Origin of the sequence: Saccharothrix sp. 6-C, from assembly GCF_016695385.1 — a bacterium.
Taxonomy (GTDB): domain Bacteria; phylum Actinomycetota; class Actinomycetes; order Mycobacteriales; family Pseudonocardiaceae; genus Actinosynnema; species Actinosynnema texasense.
Genome location: NZ_CP064192.1, coordinates 3,229,927 through 3,248,636, shown reverse-complemented (window position 1 = coordinate 3,248,636; position 18,710 = coordinate 3,229,927). Strand labels below are relative to the sequence as shown.

General features: G+C 71.7%; 15 protein-coding genes. 6 read left to right on the top strand and 9 right to left on the bottom strand.

Annotation, left to right across the window (positions count from 1 at the left end):
- The first annotated feature begins 328 nt into the window (after positions 1-328).
- Complete coding sequence (locus IOD16_RS14060; RefSeq protein WP_201440405.1) at positions 329-736, top strand: hypothetical protein; 408 nt, start codon at positions 329-331, stop codon at positions 734-736.
- A 912-nt stretch (positions 737-1,648) separates the two neighbouring features.
- Here IOD16_RS14060 and IOD16_RS14055 read toward each other — a convergent pair.
- Positions 1,649-2,086 (bottom strand): hypothetical protein, encoded by a 438-nt coding sequence (locus IOD16_RS14055; protein ID WP_201440404.1) that lies wholly within the window; start codon positions 2,084-2,086, stop codon positions 1,649-1,651.
- Between the two features lie 360 nt (positions 2,087-2,446).
- Between IOD16_RS14055 and IOD16_RS14050 the strand changes: the two genes are divergently transcribed.
- The 5 genes from IOD16_RS14050 to IOD16_RS14030 are packed head-to-tail and all read left to right on the top strand — an operon-like array spanning position 2,447 to position 9,414.
- Complete coding sequence (locus IOD16_RS14050) at positions 2,447-6,040, top strand: nitrate reductase subunit alpha (RefSeq protein WP_236594967.1); 3,594 nt, start codon at positions 2,447-2,449, stop codon at positions 6,038-6,040.
- Positions 6,040-7,578, top strand: a complete 1,539-nt coding sequence (narH, locus tag IOD16_RS14045) for a nitrate reductase subunit beta (protein ID WP_201440402.1) — start codon at positions 6,040-6,042, stop codon at positions 7,576-7,578. Before IOD16_RS14050 ends, narH begins: the two co-directional genes overlap by 1 nt.
- Complete coding sequence (gene narJ / locus IOD16_RS14040; protein ID WP_123741842.1) at positions 7,575-8,165, top strand: nitrate reductase molybdenum cofactor assembly chaperone; 591 nt, start codon at positions 7,575-7,577, stop codon at positions 8,163-8,165. The genes narH and narJ overlap by 4 nt, the downstream gene beginning before the upstream one ends.
- Positions 8,162-8,884: a respiratory nitrate reductase subunit gamma gene (gene narI, locus IOD16_RS14035; protein WP_201440401.1), complete on the top strand. Its 723-nt coding sequence runs from the start codon at positions 8,162-8,164 to the stop codon at positions 8,882-8,884. Before narJ ends, narI begins: the two co-directional genes overlap by 4 nt.
- Positions 8,881-9,414, top strand: coding sequence for an HPP family protein (locus IOD16_RS14030; protein WP_236594966.1), 534 nt, complete (start codon positions 8,881-8,883; stop codon positions 9,412-9,414). The genes narI and IOD16_RS14030 overlap by 4 nt, the downstream gene beginning before the upstream one ends.
- Before the next feature lie 9 nt (positions 9,415-9,423).
- Here the strand turns inward: IOD16_RS14030 and IOD16_RS14025 are convergent, their stop codons facing one another.
- From IOD16_RS14025 to IOD16_RS13990, 8 genes are all read right to left on the bottom strand, one after another.
- On the bottom strand, positions 9,424-9,840 hold the full coding sequence (locus IOD16_RS14025; protein WP_170184951.1) for a universal stress protein: 417 nt from the start codon (positions 9,838-9,840) through the stop codon (positions 9,424-9,426).
- Between the two features lie 369 nt (positions 9,841-10,209).
- A complete protein-coding gene (gene eno, locus IOD16_RS14020) occupies positions 10,210-11,493 on the bottom strand; it encodes a phosphopyruvate hydratase (protein ID WP_201440400.1) in 1,284 nt (427 codons plus the stop codon).
- Between the two features lie 92 nt (positions 11,494-11,585).
- Positions 11,586-11,735, bottom strand: a complete 150-nt coding sequence (locus IOD16_RS14015; protein ID WP_201440399.1) for a hypothetical protein — start codon at positions 11,733-11,735, stop codon at positions 11,586-11,588.
- 103 nt (positions 11,736-11,838) lie between these two features.
- Positions 11,839-14,022 carry a family 43 glycosylhydrolase gene (locus IOD16_RS40205; RefSeq protein ID WP_236594965.1) on the bottom strand — a complete coding sequence of 728 codons (2,184 nt, stop codon included), beginning with the start codon at positions 14,020-14,022 and terminating at the stop codon, positions 11,839-11,841.
- Positions 14,023-14,472: 450 nt separating this feature from the next.
- Complete coding sequence (locus IOD16_RS14005) at positions 14,473-15,951, bottom strand: RICIN domain-containing protein (RefSeq protein WP_201440398.1); 1,479 nt, start codon at positions 15,949-15,951, stop codon at positions 14,473-14,475.
- A 368-nt stretch (positions 15,952-16,319) separates the two neighbouring features.
- A complete protein-coding gene (locus tag IOD16_RS14000; RefSeq protein WP_201440397.1) occupies positions 16,320-17,189 on the bottom strand; it encodes an AraC family transcriptional regulator in 870 nt (289 codons plus the stop codon).
- Between the two features lie 112 nt (positions 17,190-17,301).
- Positions 17,302-18,138, bottom strand: coding sequence for a DUF3592 domain-containing protein (locus IOD16_RS13995; RefSeq protein WP_201440396.1), 837 nt, complete (start codon positions 18,136-18,138; stop codon positions 17,302-17,304).
- Positions 18,139-18,176: 38 nt separating this feature from the next.
- Entirely contained in the window at positions 18,177-18,704 is a 528-nt protein-coding gene (locus IOD16_RS13990; RefSeq protein ID WP_201440395.1) for a hypothetical protein, read from the bottom strand.
- Positions 18,705-18,710 lie beyond the last annotated feature (6 nt).

Sequence of the window (18,710 nt, the reverse complement as noted above, 5' to 3'; positions counted from 1 at the left end):
TGCCGGACGCCACGGCCCGGACAGGTTCTGGACCCGGGTGGAGCGGGCCGGTTGGCTGGCGGGTGTCATTTCCGCCGTGCTCGCCCTGACGCTCGTCGTGGTCACCGTCCAGGACGACGGGGCAGCTCGAAGCCGAACGACTACGCCGTCGCCCCGGCCCGAACCGACGGCATCGACCACGACCGACCACCAAGAGCCGTACTCGTACCTAGCCCAGTCCCCCGGACCCGACTGCGACCACGGATCCGCCCGGTGGGCCGTTCTCCGGGGGACGGTCACGTGCACGACGAACGGGTCCCTCTTCGAATCGGCGGACGGTGACTCGACCGTGTCCCTGAGTTGGCCCGGCTATCGCTTCCCCGACACCTACAAGGTCGATGTCGTGGCCGACGAGCTGAACCCCACCACGTGCGTGTCGGTCCGCGTCCGGCAGAACTACGGCCTCGGCGCCTGCGCCCACGGCGACGTCTACATCACGCGCTTCGAGCAGACGTCGGTGATCCTCGCGGCGGACGCGTTCGAACACGGGAGCACATACCTGCAACTGACCGCACGCGTCGACGGATCCCGCCTGTCCCTGACAGCCTTCAGCACGTCGAACCGCAGGACGATCGAGCTGTCCGCCACCGACGACGCCTACCCGTCCGGCGAGGCGATAACCCTCGGCGTGCACACCGCGAACACGACACCGCCCTCGGGCGTGCTGTCCGCGTTCAAGTACGAGACGGCGAAGTAACCCGGGCGTGGGCTGACCGCACCTCCGGGTGCCAGAGCTGTTGCGCCGACGAACACCCGAAGCCACGGCATGACACGGCATGGCTGCCGGCGGACGCGCGCACCGATGGGCGCAGTGCGGCGCGCGATGGGACAGCCGCGGCCCTCAGCCCCCCCAGAACGCCGGCCCATGCGATTCCCCGTCGCGGTAGAGCACGGTTGCGCTGTCCTCGCAACGTTCCGTCCACCAGTCGATGGTGAGGAACCTGTCGAAGTCGGCACTCGTCGGGCGGTCGGCACCGAAGATCGAGCGTGCCTCGTCGTCGCCCAGGAGTCGGACCACGGGCCGGGCCGGGCCGCCCGTCGAGGCCCACGAACTCGACCATGTCCAGGATCGAGTAGGTGCCTCGCCCCAGAACGCATCGGTCCGCCAAGCGGCTTCCTGGTCGGCCGGAGAGCCGGCGGTCGGACGTGGAACCGGCCGGCTTCCGACCGGCCCTGCCCACGGGCACTTCGGCACCCACGACACAGCGGGCCTGCTCCGTCTTCGTCGAGCGGGCGCGTGGTCATGGCCTGACGCGGCACCTGTCGGCGGGATCTGCCGGGCCGGGCTGCGTCACCGCCACCTGGTCCGGTCCGCGGTGGACGGGCAGGCGTGGCGGCCACCAAGACAGCGCCGCCGAGTGTGTGGCCGACCAGGGAGGAGCTGGCGACCTTGGCGTGCAGCGCCTCGATGCCCCCGCGTGGGGCGGTGGAGTCGATCCGGATCCCGGCGACGGTGGCGTTCACCGCGCATCCGACGGCGAGGCAGTCGCCCAGCGCCCTCAACAACTGCTCGACCACTCCGTCCATGTCATTGCCGCCACCGGCGCACCGCGCGGGGACGGTTGGTTGTGGGCCGTGGCGGGGTGTTCGAGTCCGGTGGTGGCGTTCATCAGGCGGCGGTGAACGGTGTGGTGGTGAACGGCGCGGCGGTGGCGGCGAGTGCGCCTCGGGAGGCGGCGGCGGCCAGCAGGGTTCGCCGGTGGGCCGGGTCCGGTTCGGTGAGGCCCACGTGGTCGCCGAGCAGCAGCAGCACCGCTCCCCGGCGGCGGGCCGCCCACCGCCACGCGTCCGGCTGCTCGACCGGCACGGCGTCCGGCAGTGGCCGGCGGTGGGGCCAGTGGACGGTGAGGGCGCCGGCGGCGTCGAGGTGGACGCGCCACGCGGCGGTGACGGGCAGCGCCACGCGGTCCACCGAGGACACCAGGGTCAACCCCCTCGACGTGAGGCCGGCGGGCGCGAAGCCGCCCTCCAGGAGCAGGACCGCGATGCGGTTGTCCGCGTGGCCCCACACGGCGGCCCGGACGTGCAGGCGTGCGTCGACGGTCATGGTCGGACCTCCCGGTCGCGGTCGTGCGCCCACCCAATATAGGGGTGCCCCCGAACGAATTCTTCACCGAATTGAGTGAATCAGGCGATATTTTTTCGTAAAAGCAAGCGAAAGTGGTAGCAAATCCTGACAAATGAGACGGTAAAGGCGTCCAAAACTGTAGTGACTTACATCACAGTCAGTGGTAATCAACCTGTGACGGAGAGTTAAGTGAGTGGCAAATCCCGCCTTTGACCTGCCACTTCCGGAGGTAACAACGCCGTGTGTGCGGCATTCCATCGCGCTCGGAAAAGGCCTTCGCCGGGCGACCTCGTAGCCGATCTCCTGCTGTCCGGTGGACGCTTCCTGACCTCGGCAGAGGTGTCCGACGACCACCGGGCCGCTTTCCACCGGGGCGGTCGTGAAGGCGATTCGTTCTACCGGGACCGGTGGAGCCACGACAAGGTCGTGCCCTCCACGCACGGCGTGAACTGCACCGGCTCGTGCCGGTGGAACGTCTACGTCAAGGACGGGATCATCACCTGGGAGACCCAGGACGTGGACTACCCGTCGACCGGTCCGGACCGCCCGGAGTACGAGCCGCGCGGCTGTCCCCGAGGCGCGTCGTTCTCCTGGTACACCTACTCGCCGCTGCGGGTGCGCTACCCGTATGCGCGGGGCGTGCTGGTGGAGATGTACCGCGAAGCGCGCCGCGTGCACGACGACCCGGTGGCCGCGTGGCGGTCGGTGGTGGACGACCCGCTCAAGCGCCGCGCCTACCAGCGGGCGCGCGGCAAGGGCGGCCTCGTGCGGGTCTCCTGGGACGAGGCGGTGGAGATGGTCGCCGCCGCGCACGTGCACACGATCAAGCACCACGGCCCCGACCGGATCGCCGGGTTCTCCCCCATCCCGGCCATGTCGATGGTCTCGCACGCGGCGGGCTCGCGGTTCATGGCGCTCATCGGCGCGCCGATGCTGTCGTTCTACGACTGGTACGCCGACCTGCCGCCCGCGTCGCCGCAGGTGTTCGGCGACCAGACCGACGTGCCCGAGTCGGCCGACTGGTGGGACGCGGCGTACCTGATGCTGTGGGGCTCGAACGTCCCGGTGACCCGCACCCCGGACGCGCACTTCATGACCGAGGCGCGGTACCGGGGGCAGAAGGTCGTGGTGTGCTCGCCGGACTACTCCGACGCGACGAAGTTCGCCGACGAGTGGCTGGCGCCGCACCCCGGCACGGACGCGGCGCTGGCGATCGCGATGGGCCACGTGGTGCTGCGCGAGTTCTTCGTGGACGCCGCGACGCCGTCCTTCGCCGACTACGCCCGGCGGTTCACCGACCTGCCGTTCCTGGTCGCGCTGGAGGAGCGCGACGGCGGTTGGGCGCCGGGCAAGTTCCTCACGGCGGCGGACCTGGGCGAGACGGGTCCGGGCGCGGAGTGGAAGACCGTGCTGCTGGACGACCGGGGGCGGCCGGTGACGCCGAACGGCTCGCTGGGCTTCCGGTGGGCCGACGAGCCGGGCCGGTGGAACCTGGACCTGGACGGCGTGACGCCCACCCTGTCCCTGCACCCCGGCTCGCACGAGTCGGTCGAGGTGCTGCTGCCCCGGTTCGACGCGCCGGACGGCTCCGGCGCCGCCGTGGTGCGGGGCGTGCCGGTGCGCCGGGTCGCGGGCCGGACCGTCACCACGGTCCACGACCTGCTGCTGGCGCAGTACGGCGTGGCGAGGCCCGGCCTGCCCGGTCGGTGGCCCGCCGGGTACGACGACGAGGACGAGCCGGGCACCCCGGCGTGGGCGCAGCGGTTGACGGGGGTGCCGGCGGACCGGATCGCGCGCATCGCCCGCGAGTTCGCCGACACCGCCATCCGGTCGGGCGGCCGGTGCATGATCGTGATGGGGGCGGGCACGAACCACTGGTTCCACTCCGACCTGGTCTACCGCTCGTTCCTGACGCTGTTGCTGCTCACCGGCTGCCAGGGCCGCAACGGCGGCGGGTGGGCGCACTACGTCGGCCAGGAGAAGGTCCGCCCGCTGACCGGCTGGTCGACGCTGGCGGGCGCGCTGGACTGGCACCGCCCGCCGCGCCAGATGATCGGCACCGCCTACTGGTACACGCACACCGACCAGTGGCGCTACGACCGGCTCACCGCCGGGGCGTTGACGTGGCCGGGCTCGAAGGGCCGGCTCGCGGACCGCACGGTGGCCGACTGCCTGTCGCAGTCGGCGCGGCTGGGCTGGATGCCGTCGTACCCGACGTTCGACCGCAACCCGCTGGACCTGGTCGACGAGGCGGAGGCGGCGGGCGCGGACCCGGTCGAGCACGTGGTGGCCGGCGTGCGGTCGGGCGAGGTGGGCTTCGCCTGCGAGGACCCGGACGCGCCGGGGAACTGGCCGCGGGTGCTGACCGTGTGGCGGGCGAACCTGCTGGGTTCCTCGGCCAAGGGCAACGAGTACTTCCTGCGGCACCTGCTGGGCGCGGACGGCAACCCCCGGGCGGCGGAGACGCCCGCGCACGAACGCCCGCGCGCGGTGCGGTGGCGGCAGGACGCGCCGGAGGGGAAGCTGGACCTGCTGCTGGCGCTGGACTTCCGGATGACGAGCACGACGTTGTTCGCCGACGTGACGCTGCCGGCCGCCACCTGGTACGAGAAGCACGACCTGTCCAGCACGGACATGCACCCGTTCGTGCACTCGTTCAACGCCGCCGTGGACCCGCCCTGGCAGGCGCGCACCGACTTCGACGCCTTCCACGCCATCGCGGCCAAGCTGAGCGAGCTGGCGGTCAACCACCTCGGTGTGCGCCGCGACCTGGTGGCGACCGCGATGCAGCACGACACGCCCGGCGAGACGGCCCAGCCCGGCGGTGTCGTGCGCGACTGGCGCGACGGCGAGTGCGACCCGGTGCCCGGCCGCACCTTCCCCGTGCTCACGGTGGTCGAGCGGGACTACACGGCCATCGCGGCGAAGCTGGCGGCGCTGGGCCCGCTGGTGGACGAGCTCGGCGTCACGGCCAAGGGGTGGACCGCGCGCGTGGCCCCGGAAGTGGCGTGGCTGGCCGAGTCCAACGGCGTCGTGGCGTCCGGTCCGGCGGCGGGGCGGCCCTCGCTGGACACCGACCGCAAGGCCGCCGACGCGGTGCTCGCGCTGTCGGGCACCACCAACGGGCGCGTCGCCGACGAGGGGTTCCGGTGGCTGGAGGAACGGGTCGGCAAACCGCTGCGGCCGCTGGTGGAGCACGACCGCGCGCACCGCGTCACGTTCGCCGACACCCGTTCCCGGCCCGCGTCGGTGGTCACCAGCCCGGAGTGGTCCGGCGACGAGTCCGGTGGACGCCGCTACGCGCCGTTCACCATCAACGTCGAGCGGCTCAAGCCGTGGCACACCCTCACCGGCAGGCAGCACTTCTTCCTCGACCACGACTGGGTCGCCGAGATCGGCGAGCAACTGCCCGTCTACCGGCCGCCACTGGACCTGCACCGGCTCTTCGGCGAACCGCGCCTGGGCCCGAACGGCCCCGAGGTGACCGTCCGGTACCTGACGCCGCACTCCAAGTGGTCGATCCACTCCGAGTACCAGGACAACCCGATCATGCAGACGCTCTCGCGCGGCGGGCCCGCGTTCTGGGTCAGCCCCGCCGACGCCGCCGCCATCGGCGTGTCGGACAACGACTGGGTGGAGGCGGTCAACCGCAACGGCGTGGTCGTCGGGCGCGCCATCGTGTCCCACCGGATGCCCACCGGCACCGTTTTCCTCTACCACGCGCAGGAACGCACGGTGAACGTGCCCAAGAGCGAGACCACCGGCAAGCGCGGCGGCATCCACAACTCGCTGACCCGCCTGCAGATCAAGCCGACCCACCTCATCGGCGGGTACGCCCAGCTCAGCTTCGCCCTGAACTACTACGGCCCCACCGGCAACCAGCGCGACGAGGTGACCGTGCTGCGCCGACGCGGGCAGGAGGTGCGGTACTGATGCGTGTGATGGCGCAGCTGGCCATGGTGATGAACCTGGACAAGTGCATCGGGTGCCACACCTGCTCGGTCACGTGCAAGCAGACGTGGACCAACCGCGACGGCGTCGAGTACGCGTGGTTCAACAACGTGGAGACCAAGCCCGGCCAGGGCTACCCCCGCCGCTACGAGGACCAGGAGCGCTGGCGCGGCGGGTGGGAGCTGCGGCGGGGCAGGCTCGTCCCGGCCGCCGGAGGGCGGTTGCGGCGGTTGGCGAACCTGTTCGCCAACCCGGAGATGCCGGCGCTGGAGGACTACTACGAGCCGTGGACCTACGACTACCGCACCCTCACCGACGCGCCGCTGGGCGACGACACGCCCGTGGCCCGGCCGGTGTCCGCGATCACCGGCGAGCCGACCTCCGTGCGGTGGGGCCCGAACTGGGAGGACAGCCTGGGCGGCGCGCCCGAGCACGCGCGGGCCGACCCGATGGTGCAGCGCCTGGGCCGGGAGATCCGGCTGGAGTTCGAGCAGTCGTTCATGTTCTACCTGCCGCGCATCTGCGAGCACTGCCTCAACCCGTCGTGCGTGGCCTCGTGCCCGTCCGGCGCGATGTACAAGCGGTCCGAGGACGGCATCGTGCTGGTGGACCAGGACCGCTGCCGGGGCTGGCGGATGTGCGTGTCGGGGTGCCCGTACAAGAAGGTGTACTTCAACCACCGCACCGGCAAGGCCGAGAAGTGCACGTTCTGCTACCCCCGGCTGGAGGTCGGGCTGCCGACCGTGTGCGCGGAGACGTGCGTCGGGCGGCTGCGCTACATAGGGGTGCTGCTCTACGACGCCGACCGGGTCGGCGAGGCGGCGAGCGAACCGGACGAGCAGCGGCTCTACCAGGCCCAGCTGGGCGTCTTCCTGGACCCGCACGACCCCGAGGTGGTGCGCGCGGCCGAACGGGCGGGCGTGCCGCACGACTGGATCACCGCCGCCCAGCGCTCCCCCGTGCACTCGCTGATCACCCGCTACCGGGTGGCGCTGCCCCTGCACCCGGAGTACCGCACCATGCCGATGGTCTGGTACATCCCGCCGCTGTCGCCGGTGGTCGACGCGCTGGCCGGCACCGGGTTCGACGGCGAGGAGGCGGGCAACCTGTTCGGCGCGATCGACGCGCTGCGCATCCCGCTGGACTACCTCGCCGGGATGTTCACGGCGGGCGACCCGGAGCCGGTCCGCCTGGCCCTGCGCCGCCTGGCCGCGATGCGCTCGCACATGCGGGCGGTCAACCTGGGCGAGACGCCCGACCCGGCGGCGTCCACCGGGGTCGGCATGGACGTCGGCTCCCTGGAGGCGATGTACCGGCTGCTGGCCGTGGCGAAGTACGAGGACCGGTACGTCATCCCGACCGCCGCCGTGGGCCAGGCGCACGACCTGGAGGGCATCGCGACCACGTGCAGCGTGGGCGACGAGCCGGCGCCCGACGGACGCACCGACCTGTTCGTCTGGCGGGACGGCGAGCGACCCGCCGGGATGTTCCCCACCCTGCGGGAGAAGGGCAAGCCGTGAACCGCCGCGACACCAGGGTGCGCCAACAGGTCGCGTCGCACTGCCTGCACTACCCCGACGACGTGCGGCTCCCGTTGCTGCGGCGCGCCCTGGAGGAGGTGCCCGACGCCGGGTTGAGCGCGCTGCTGGACCACTTGGCCCGGTCCTCGGCCGTGGCGGCGGCGCGGCACTACGTGGAGGTGTTCGACACCGAAGCCGACCGGTGCCTGCACCTGACGTGGTTCACCGACGGGGACACCCGACGACGTGGCGGCTCGCTGGCCGCGCTCAAGCTGGAGTACCGGCGGCACGGCTTCCGCCTCGACGACGGCGAGCTGCCCGACTACCTGCCCGTGCTGCTGGAGTTCGCCGCCCTCACCGGCGAACCCGGGCAGCGGCTGCTGGCGGGGTTCCGCCCCGCCCTCCGCCTGCTGCACCGCAACCTGCTGGCGGCGGGCACCCCGTACGCCGCGGCGGTGGGCAGCGTGCTCGCCACCGTGCCGGTGCGCGACGACGTCCGCCCCGTCACCGTCGGCGCCCCCGTCGAGCAGGTCGGCGTCGAACCCGTGCTGCTCGGCTACCCGACCCTCCCGGAGCGAACCCGATGACCCTCGACCTGCTGCTGTGGGCGGTGCTGCCCTACGTGACCGCCGTGGTCCTCGTCGGCGGCACGGCGTGGCGCTACCGGCACGACCGGTTCGGCTGGACCACCCGCAGCTCCCAGCTCCACGAGTCGCGCCTGCTGCGCGTCGGCAGCCCGGTGTTCCACCTCGGCCTGCTGTTCGTGGCGGGCGGGCACGTGGCCGGGTTGCTCGTGCCCGCCTCGGTGACGCGGTGGCTGGGCGTGCACGACGAGCTGTACCACCTCGTCTCCCTGGTGGCGGGAGGGGCGGCGGGCGTCGCCGCCGTCGCCGGGCTGGCCGTGCTGGTGTGGCGGCGGCTCCGGACGCCGGCGGTGCGGGCGGCGACGTCGCGCGGCGACCGGCTCACCTACCCGCTGCTCGCCACCACCCTGCTGCTGGGCATGGCCGCCACCGTGCTGGCCAACGGGGTCGGCGGCGGCTACGACTACCGCGCCACCGTGTCGCCGTGGGTCCGGGGTGTGCTGCTGCTGCACCCCGACCCGTCGCTGATGCACGACGTGCCGCTGCCGTACCGGTTGCACGCGCTCGCCGCGATGGCCCTGTTCGCCCTGTGGCCGTTCAGCCGCCTGGTGCACGCCTTCAGCGCCCCGCTGCGCTACCTGGTGCGCCCGTACATCGTCTACCGCAGCCGTGACGACCGGCTCGCCGCCCGTCGTGCGCCCCGGGGCTGGGAGCAGCGGTGACCCTCCGCGTCGCCACCGGCGCCCTGGTGACCACCGCGATCATCGGGGCGCTGGCCGCGCTCACCGGCCAACCGCTGCTGTTCCCCTCCCTGGGGCCCACCGCCTACCTGCTCTTCGCCACCCCGACGCACCCCGCGGCCAGTCCGCGCAACGCGGTCCTGGGCCACCTCGTCGGCATCGCCTCGGGCGCCTGCGGCCTGGCCGCGTTCGGCCTCTGGCAGGCCCCGGTCGACCTCGGGCACCTCTCCTGGGCCCGGGTGGGCGCCGCCACCCTGGCGCTGACCCTCACGTGCGGCGGCATGGCGTGGGCGCGCATGCCGCACCCGCCGGCCGGCGCCACGACCCTCATCATCGCGCTCGGTGTCCTGCACACACCGTTCCAGCTGGTGGAGATCCTCGTCGGGGTGGTCCTGCTGGTCGCCGCGGCGGTCGCCGGGAACCGGCTGACGGGCATCCCCCATCCCTGGTGGCGCCCGGCGAGCGCGGCGGCGGACGCGCACGAGGACTCCCGGACGTCCCCGCACCCGTGAGGACCGCGGTCAGGCCACCTGGTGCTCCTCGACGGGCACCACGACGACCGGGCACGTCGCGTGCTCCAGGCAGTGCCTGATCACCGACCCGAAGATCGTCATCCCGCCCCGGCTGTAGCCGTGGCGGCCGAGCACCAGGCTGTCCGCCTCCCCGGCCAGCTCCACCAGCGTGGGGCCGGGTTCGCCGTCGAGCACCGACTGCTCGACCCGCACGCTCGGGTTGGGCCCCATCCGCGTGACGGCGTCGTCCACCAGGCGCAGCCGGACGGTGTGGAAGAGGTCCGTGCTGCCCTTGGGCGTGCGCATGCCGCACACCGACACCGCGACCACCACCCCGCCGGCCCTGGTGTGGCGTATCGCCCACCTCAGAGCCGCGGCACTGGCCGCCGAGTTGTCCAATCCGACGACGATCCGACTGGCCTCCATCGCGCCTCCTCGAAACGATGCCCCGCCTCGGAATAGTCGAGCCGCCGGATATTTCTGTCGAGCCATTCACGTCAATTTTTACGGTATTTTTACACCACCGGCCAATAGAAGCAAAAGGTGTTTTACCAACCGTTCCCACGACCTTTGAGGTGCATCGAAACCGCAGGTGAACCGGCTGCCTCCGAACCGCCGACAGGCGAAACCGAACGGCCCAGCGACGGCTGACCGGGCGGACACCCACCGGTACGGTACCGGCCGAATGGCATCGCCCGGTCACACCGTCGGCGCATTCGCGAGCGCCGCGCACATCGCGCGGGTTTCCGAATTATTGCGGCTTGCGCGCCTGCGGAGCCGGTGCGGGATCGGCCGTCAGCGACGACCGCTGAGCGTGCGACCGCCCGCGTACTCGGCCTGCGCGCCCAGCTCCTGCTCGATGCGGATCAGCTGGTTGTACTTGGCGGTGCGGTCGGAGCGCGACAGCGAGCCGGTCTTGATCTGACCGCAGTTCAGCGCCACCGCGAGGTCGGCGATGGTGGCGTCCTCGGTCTCGCCGGAGCGGTGCGACATGACCACCGAGTAGCCGGCGCGCAACGCCGTGTTCGAGGTCAGCAGCGTCTCGGTGAGCGTGCCGATCTGGTTGACCTTGACCAGGATCGAGTTGGTGATGCCCAGCTCGATGCCCTTGCGCAGCAGGTCGACGTTGGTGCAGTACAGGTCGTCGCCGACGAGCTGGCAGCGGTCGCCGATGGCGTCGGTGAGCTGCTTCCAGCCCTCGAAGTCGTCCTGCGCCATCGCGTCCTCGATCGAGACGATCGGGAACTTGTCGACCAGCTCGATCAGGTAGGCGACGTGCTCCTCGACCGACCGCTTGCGACCCTCGCCCCGGTAGTCGTACACGCCGTCGGCGTAGAACTCCGACGCCGCGGGGTCGAGCAGCAGCGCGACCTCCTCGCCGGGGGTGTAGCCGGCCTTCTCGATCGCGCCGACCACGAACTCCAGCGCCTCGTCCGCGGAGTCCAGGTTCGGCGCGAACCCGCCCTCGTCGCCGACGTTGGTGTTGTGGCCCGCCTTGCGCAGGCTCGCGCGCAGGGTGTGGAACACCTCCGAGCCCACCCGGATGGCCTCCTCGAAGCTCTCCGCGCCGACCGGCGCGATCATGAACTCCTGGAAGTCGATGGCGTTGTCGGCGTGCGCGCCACCGTTGATGATGTTCATCATCGGCAGCGGCAGCACGTGCGCGAACGTGCCGCCGACGTAGCGGTACAGCGGCTGGCGGTGCGCGGCGGCGGCCGCCTTGGCGACCGCGAGCGACACGCCGAGCGTGGCGTTGGCGCCGAGGCGGGCCTTGTTCGGGGTGCCGTCCAGCTCGATCATCGTCCGGTCGACGACGGACTGCTCCTCGGCCGCCAGGCCCGTGACCGCGTCGGCGATCTCGCCGTTCACCGCGGCGACGGCCTTGCGCACGCCCTTGCCGTGGTACCTGGACTGGTCGCCGTCGCGCAGCTCGACGGCCTCGTTCGTGCCGGTCGACGCGCCCGAGGGCACGGCGGCGCGGCCGATCGACCCGTCCGCCAGCTCCACGTCGACCTCGACGGTCGGGTTGCCGCGGCTGTCCAGGACCTGTCGTCCGACGACGCGCACAATCGCGGTCATGTCGCTCCTCAAGCCAGGTGTATCGGTCAAGAAGCCATACTGCCCTGACTCGGCCCGGCAAGCCACCACCGCCACCAGCCGGCGTGCCCCGGTCACCCGCCGAACGGGTTGACGTCCTCGATCAGGTCGACCAGCGGCCCGAAGAGGTCGACGACGACCTCCCGGACCGCGGGCACGAAGATGACCACGGCCACCAGCAGCGCCACGTACGGAGCGATCCCACCCCTGCGCTTCGACGCCATGCACACCCCCGGATCCGTTCCCCCTCCCAGCATCGCACGAGCGAGGCGGGCGGCCGTGGTCGCGGACCACGACGGGCTGCCCGACCGGCGACGCGGCCGGCCCTCAGGCCGCCGCGGCTGCGACGTCGAGGCGGTCGAGGTTGGCCAGGCCGACGGCGGTGGTCGGGTCCAGGCGGACGGTGTTGCCGCCGGCGTTCAGCGAGGCGGTGACGGACTTGGCGGACCAGGTCGTCCAGGCGCCGGTGGACTCGAACGACACCGTGCCGACCACCGCCCCGTTCACCACCAGGTTCGCCGGTCGTGCGGCGCCGCCGCTCTGACCGTTGGCGAACCGGAACGCCAGTGCCGCCGGACCCGCCTGCGCCGCGTCGACGGTGAACTCGGCGTACGCCCCGACGGCCGCGTCGCCGTTGCAGAAGCCCGTGCCGGAGAAGCCGGCCTGGTTCGAGTCGATCGTGCCCCGGCACACGGCCGGCGCCGCCTCGGCCTCGTAACGCCGCCCCACCGGTGTCCCGCCGCCGGTCTTGACGAGACCCAGGCCGTCGACGGCGAGGTACCCGTTGCCGCCCGCCGCCCGGATGGTGACGGTGGCGGTGCCGGCGGCCAGCGGGATGCCGGCGAGCTCGCGGCGGGTCCAGCCGCCGGAGGCCGGGATGGTGAGCGTGCGCGTGGCGCCGGCCGCGTCGGTGACCGTCATCTGCGTGGCGCTGAGCGCTCCGGAGGTCTTGGCGTGCAGGAACATCCTGTAGTCGCCCGCCGGGACCGCGACCTGCTGCCGCACGCCGCCCGAGAAGGACTGCCCCGCGCCGATCTGGAGCGCGAAGCGGGACCCGTTCGCGCCGGCGACGTTCGTCACGAGCGAGCTCGGCCCCGAGTCGCGGAAGTTGGTCCACCCCGTCAGCGTGGACACGGTGACGCGGTCGGCCTGGAAATCGGGGTTGAGCACGAAGTTGTTGTCCGGGCCGACCCGCCACTCCCCCGTCGTGGCGTTGAGCTGCCACTGGCTCACCGAGTGGAACCGGGGCCGCGCGCCGTCCTTGGTCACCGGCATCCACTGGTTGTAGCCGAGGCCGTTCCAGGCGAAGTCGGCCCAGCGGTCACCGGCGAAGACCACCGTGTGCTGCTTGGTCCCCTTCACGGTCACGAAGAACCCCGTCTGGGTCACGTGGCTGTAGTCCAGCTCGGTGCCCGCCAGCGTGTACTCCCCCGAGTAGGAGCCCTGGACCGTGCCGCCGGTCGACTCCAGGACGTGCGTGACCGAGGTGTTCCAGCCGTGCAGGTCCGAGGCCGCGTGGTAGTACCTGCCGTCGAGCTTGAACATGGCGTTGCCCTCGCGGCCGTCGGCGCTGTACCCGATCTGCACCGCCGGTTCCACCCGCAGCGAGTCGGACTCCCGGAGCTTGCCGACGAAGGCGCGTGCCCGGCCCGAGCGGTTGGAGAAGACCAGGTAGTCCTTGCCGTCGTCATCGGTGAAGATCGTCTGGTCACCGGTGCCGGTCGTGGGCGAGTTGGTGATCTGGGTCTGGAAGTGGCCGTAGGTGAAGGCGCCGGTCGGGGTGCCGCCCTGCAGGAACAGGACGCCGTCGCCGCCGTGCGACGGCAGGTACGCCTGCACGAGCAGCACGTACTTGCCGGTGTTCTCGTTGTAGGACACGCCGAGGCGGCCGACCCACCCGGCCTGGCCCAGGTTGCCGCCGTCGGGCAGGGCCGTGGAGCGCGTGGCGATCCGGTTCTCGAACTTCCAGTTGACCAGGTCCCGGGACGAGTAGACCGGGATCGAGACGAAGGAGACCTCGTTGTCGTACTTGCGCGTCGGGTTGGCGCGGTAGCTCTCGGCGCCGAGGTAGTGCACGCCGTACCAGTAGTAGGTGTCGCCGAACTTGAAGACACCGCCGCCCTGCGAGTAGATCGGGTTGCCGCTGGTGTCGTTCCAGAACGTGTTGTTGGTGATGGTCTGGAACGTGCCCTCGTCCGCGGCCTCCAGGTCGGCGGCGGCGGTCACCAGGGCCGTCTTCGCCGCCGCGACCTCCGGCTCGGTCGCCGAGGCGTTCTTCGCGACGCCGTCCGCCGCGGTCAGCGCCTCGGCGAAGGGCTTCCAGGAGTCGGCGGTGTACTCGGCCGGGACACGGGTCCGGTAGTCGGCGACCGTCGTCTTGAGACCGTGCGGGTCCGCCGCCGTGTCGCCGGGCGCGGCCTGCGCCGCCTGCGGCAGCACCGTGGAGACGGACAGCAGGGCCGCGACGAGCATCGCCCGCCGCTTCATCCGCGTGCGCGGTGTTCGGGTCATGGTGGTGCCTCTCGCTGCGTGGGCGCTGTTCGTCGCTGTTCGAACGCGCCGGGGATCCAGGAGTTGTGCGTGGCGGCCGTGCCGTTCAGGTCGGAAGCGAGGCAGTGGTGACTGTGCACGTGCACAGCGCTGTAATGGCAATATCCCCAGTTCAACTAGGCGGACCGGAGCATTCCGCTTATCCATCAGCGCAGGGGCTGTGAACGTGCACAACGATGGCCGACTGCACGAAGTCCCGGCCAGGCGACGTCGGTTGAAACGTTTACACTGGCGGTACCCAGCTTAGAGGAAGGACATCTGCTGTCAACAGCTTGATGATAGTAAACGCTTTCACAAGGCGATGATGCCCTGGGAGCGATGGGGGCGCGGGCGCGACGGTGGCCGCCCCACGTCCGGGCCAGGAGGCAGGCTCGGACGTGGGGCGGGCAGGGGTGACCGGGTGGTGCCGGCTCAGCCGGTGGAGAGGGCCGAGGACAGGATCGGCGCCAGCCGGTCGGCGATCTTGCGGTGACCCTGGTCGTTCGGGTGCACGTTGTCCGTGGTGTCGGTGGCCTCCACGATCCAGCCCGTGGTGTCCACGAACCGCACCTTCGGGTCGTTGACGACGGCCACCGCGGCCTGCGTCTCGGGGATGAAGCGCTTCCGGAAGGTCTGCATGGCCAGGATCGTGGCGTTCGGGTACTTCTGCCGGGCCCGCTGGATCAGGGTGACGTAGGCGCTCTGGAACTGCTCCTTGGTCACGCTGTGGCCGACGTCGTTGGTGCCCAGGTTGATCACCACGGCGTCGGCGCGGTAGCGGGAGAAGTCCCAGTTCCCCGCGTCGGCCTGCAGACCGGTGCGCAGGAACCGGTCGCTCATGCCGATGCAGCCGTCGGCCGCCGACACCAGGCACGCGCCGCCCACCGCGATCTGGGTGTGGCCCGTGCCGAGGCGCTCGCCGACCAGCCAGCCGTAGGCGGTCAGCGCCTGCTTGGACGACTGCTGGCCCACGGTGATGGAGTCGCCCACGAACTCGATCAGCTTCGCGGGCACGGGCGGCGCGAACGTCGACGCGCCGGCCTCCAGCTGGATGCCGCGGAAGACCGCGTCGCCCTTGTAGGAGCCGGCGATCGGCCGGTAGGACACGCGCAACGTGTGGTTGCCCGCCGCCAGCGGAGTGGGGGTGAGGTTCACCGTGCCGCTGCGGTTGACGTAGGAGACGTCCGGGCCGCCGTCGACGCTGACGAAGAAGTCGATCGCGTTGCGCTGCTTGAGCTGCACCGTCCGCCCGGTGAACCCGACGGTCACGTAGGCGCCCGCCCACTCGGAGACGTACGCGGTGGGGTCGGAGGTGTTCCACCGGCCGAAGTACTTGACGTTGGGGTCGGTCGGCGAGCCGTTGCCGCCCGGTGTGGTGGTGCCGAGCCGGACGAGCTGCCACTGCTGGTTCGCGCCGGAGTTCACGTCGTACTGCGAGATCCGCGCGCCCTCGGCCGTCGAACGCTCCCACACGTCCAACGCCTTGCCGCTGTTGCGGTTGACCAACCGGACGTAACCGCCGTCGGTGTCCACCACACCGAACTGCTGGTTCGCCGCATCACGATCGGTCCACTGCACCACGTCCGCACCGTTCGCCGTCGACGCCGACGCGACGTCCACCACCCTGCCGCTGTACCGCGACCTCAACCGGAAGAACCCACCACCCGAATCCACGAACTGGAACTGCTGAGCCGACGAATCCGACCGCGACGCCTGCACCACGGCACCACCGTCCACCGCCGACTGCACCTGCATCACCTTCCCACTGTGCCGAGCCACCACCACATACGTGGCCGACGTGTCCACGACCGCGGCCCGGGCCGACGGCGCGACCGGCGCGAGGACCGCGACCGCACCGACCACCAGCGCCACCGCCGACCGCACGACCGCACCGCATGACGACAATGTCATGTACGTGCCTTTCACCTGTAGTTGGCACAGCGGCGGAGCCGCCGGAGGGAGGACATTCTCCGGTCCGATGGTCGCGCCGAATTCGCGGCGTCGTCAATGGTCGCATCTCGTATGGGATGACCCGTCGAATATTCGACGGACGAGGCACATCGCCCTTTTCCGGCACCGCCGCCGCCCGCGCTCACGGAAATCGGGCCGGCCGTCGTCGGGCCGGTATCCCGGATAACGCCGGCCGGCGTGACGCGTCCGCCGGAAAGCGCTATCCGATCAGCCGGACGCCGCAGGGTCCGCCCGGCCGTCCACGCGCAGGCCGGAGGGCCGGCCGGGCGGATGCCCGACCGGCCCTCCGGCGTGGGTGGTCGCGGCGGTCAGTTCGGCTCGACGGGCAGCCACAGCTCGCAGGTCGCGGTGCTGAAGTCGGCCGCGCGGTCGAGGACCGCGACGATCGAGGGACCCGGCCGCAGGCGCCACGGGTTGGACGGGAACCACTCCGTCGCGGTGGCGGCCCACGTCGTCTGCAAGGCCTGCGGGTAGGCCCCGGTGGTGCGGAAGACCGCCCACCGGCCCGCCGGCACCTCGATGCCGTCCAGGTCGTCCGGGGTCCGGGTGTCCCCGGTGACGGCGACCCCGTGCAGGTAGGTCAGCTCGCTGCCCTCGGTGGCGTCGGGGTCGAGGTCGTCGCTGACCTGCAGCAGACCCCGGGGCTCGGTGTCGCCGAGTGCCTTGAGCCGCGCGTGCTCCTCCTGCGGCAACGCGGTGATGTGCTCCTGGATGTGCGGGTTGACGCCGTGGTGGATGAGCGGCACGCGGGTGGCGTGCCCGACGAGCCGGAACGCGGGGCGCTCGACGATGCGGGTGTCCATGGGGGTGCTCCCTTCGACGGTCAGGCGGAACCTGAGCTGCGGTTGTGCGCGAAGGGGGCCTCCGTCGCGGCGGACGTCGCCGGGGTTCGCGCCGTGCACGGCGCGGAACGCCCGGCCGAACGCCTCGGTCGAGCCGTACCCGTGCCGGACCGCGATGCCCAGCAGGTCGCCCTCGCCCCGGACGACGTCGGCGGCGGCGACGGTCATGCGGCGCCGGCGCACGTACTCCGACAGCGGCATGCCCGCCAGCGACGAGAACATCCGGCGCAGGTGGTACCCGGTCGTGCCGAGCGCCCTGGCCAGCGCGTCGACGTCCGCTTCCTCGCCGAGGTGCTCCTCGACCAGGTCGACGAGCCGGTTGAGTGCCGAGATCATGGCGGCCTCCCTTCGACGTCAACCCTGGCCGAGGGGCGGTGGGCCGCGCCCGACCGCGGCGAACCGATCCGATCAGTCCGGCGGCGCCGCGGTCGACCGGAACCCCGGGACATCATGTCGGACGGCCCGTCCGGGCGCGCACGACGATCGCCTCGTCGTCGTCCGGGTCGTAGAAGACGTCGACCGCGGCGCCGACCACCGGCGCGGCGAACATCGAGGTGACCATCGTGGCCACCGCCGTGCGCGGACCGGAGGTGCCCTGGTAGGACACGTGCACCCGGAACCGCGGGTTGCCCATCCCCCAGTCGTGGGTGAACTCGACGTGCTCGATCCGCCCGGTGACCCGCCAGCTCCCCTGATCGAGGTCGGGCGGGGCGTCCTGCCGCTTCGCGCCCTTGCGGGCCTGGTGCGCCAGCAGCGCGCCGGTCACCACCGCGAGCTCGGCGAACACGCCGGGCAGGAGGTACGGCTCGTAGTAGACGACCCAGTCCACGAAGGTCCACGGCTGCGCCGGTCCTCCGTCGGCGAACGGCAGCCGCTCGCCGACCGCCTCGGGGGCCGTCCAGGACGACGCCGCGAGGGCCGTGCCGATCGCCAGGCCGAGGCACGTGGCGAAACCGCCGACGCCGACGCCCGTGCCGGGCCACCAGGGGGCGCTCCAGTCGGTCCACCTCATGGCGAAGCCGAGCGCGGACGCGATCGTGACGAAGACGCTGAAGACCACGATCAGCGAGATCGCCGAGGGGCCCTGCTCCCAGGCGCCGGACCGGTTGAGCGACATCGACCGGAGCCCGTCGAGGATGCCGAGCGCGCCGGACCACCCGACGACCGCCCAGCTCAGCGCGGCGGGCACGCTGAGCAGCCACACCTTGCGGCGGGCCTCGCGCTCCCGCCCGGGCTCGTCCGGCAGGCCCAGGACGGCCCACCACAGCTTCCCGTAGGGGAACACGGAACCTCCTCGCGCGGGGTCGGCGGACGGCCGGTGGGTCAGTCGACGAGCCCGAACACCCCGACGTTGGCCGGGTCGGCGGGGTCGATCCGGGCTTCGTGCCTGGTGCCGGGGGTGTACTGCGAGAACGCCATGGTCGGCACCAGGTGCGTGATCGTGGTCCGGTAGGTCGTGCCGTCCGCGCGGGTGACGTCGAGCGCCGAGGTGTACTGGAGCTGGCCGGCGACGGCCCTCCCGGTCGGGTCGAGGGTGCGGACGACGGCGGTGGCGGGCTCGCCGGACTCGTGCAGCCACCGCAGGTTCTGGCCGTACGTGGTGACCTCGCGCTGCTGGCGCAGCTGCTCCTCGGCCGGCAGTCCCATGAACTCGGCCATCGCCGGGTCGTCGGTCATGGTCCCGAACGCGTGCGACACCATGCCGAGCGTCGGCAGCTGCGGCCGGATGTCGTGGCCCTGCGCAGCGGCTTCCCGCTGGAACTGCGCCGCGTGGCCCTGGAAGTCCTGCTCGGCCCGCGCGGTCGCCTGCCGCGTGGCGTTGTCGATCTTGTCGCGAATCTTCTTGAACACGGTGCC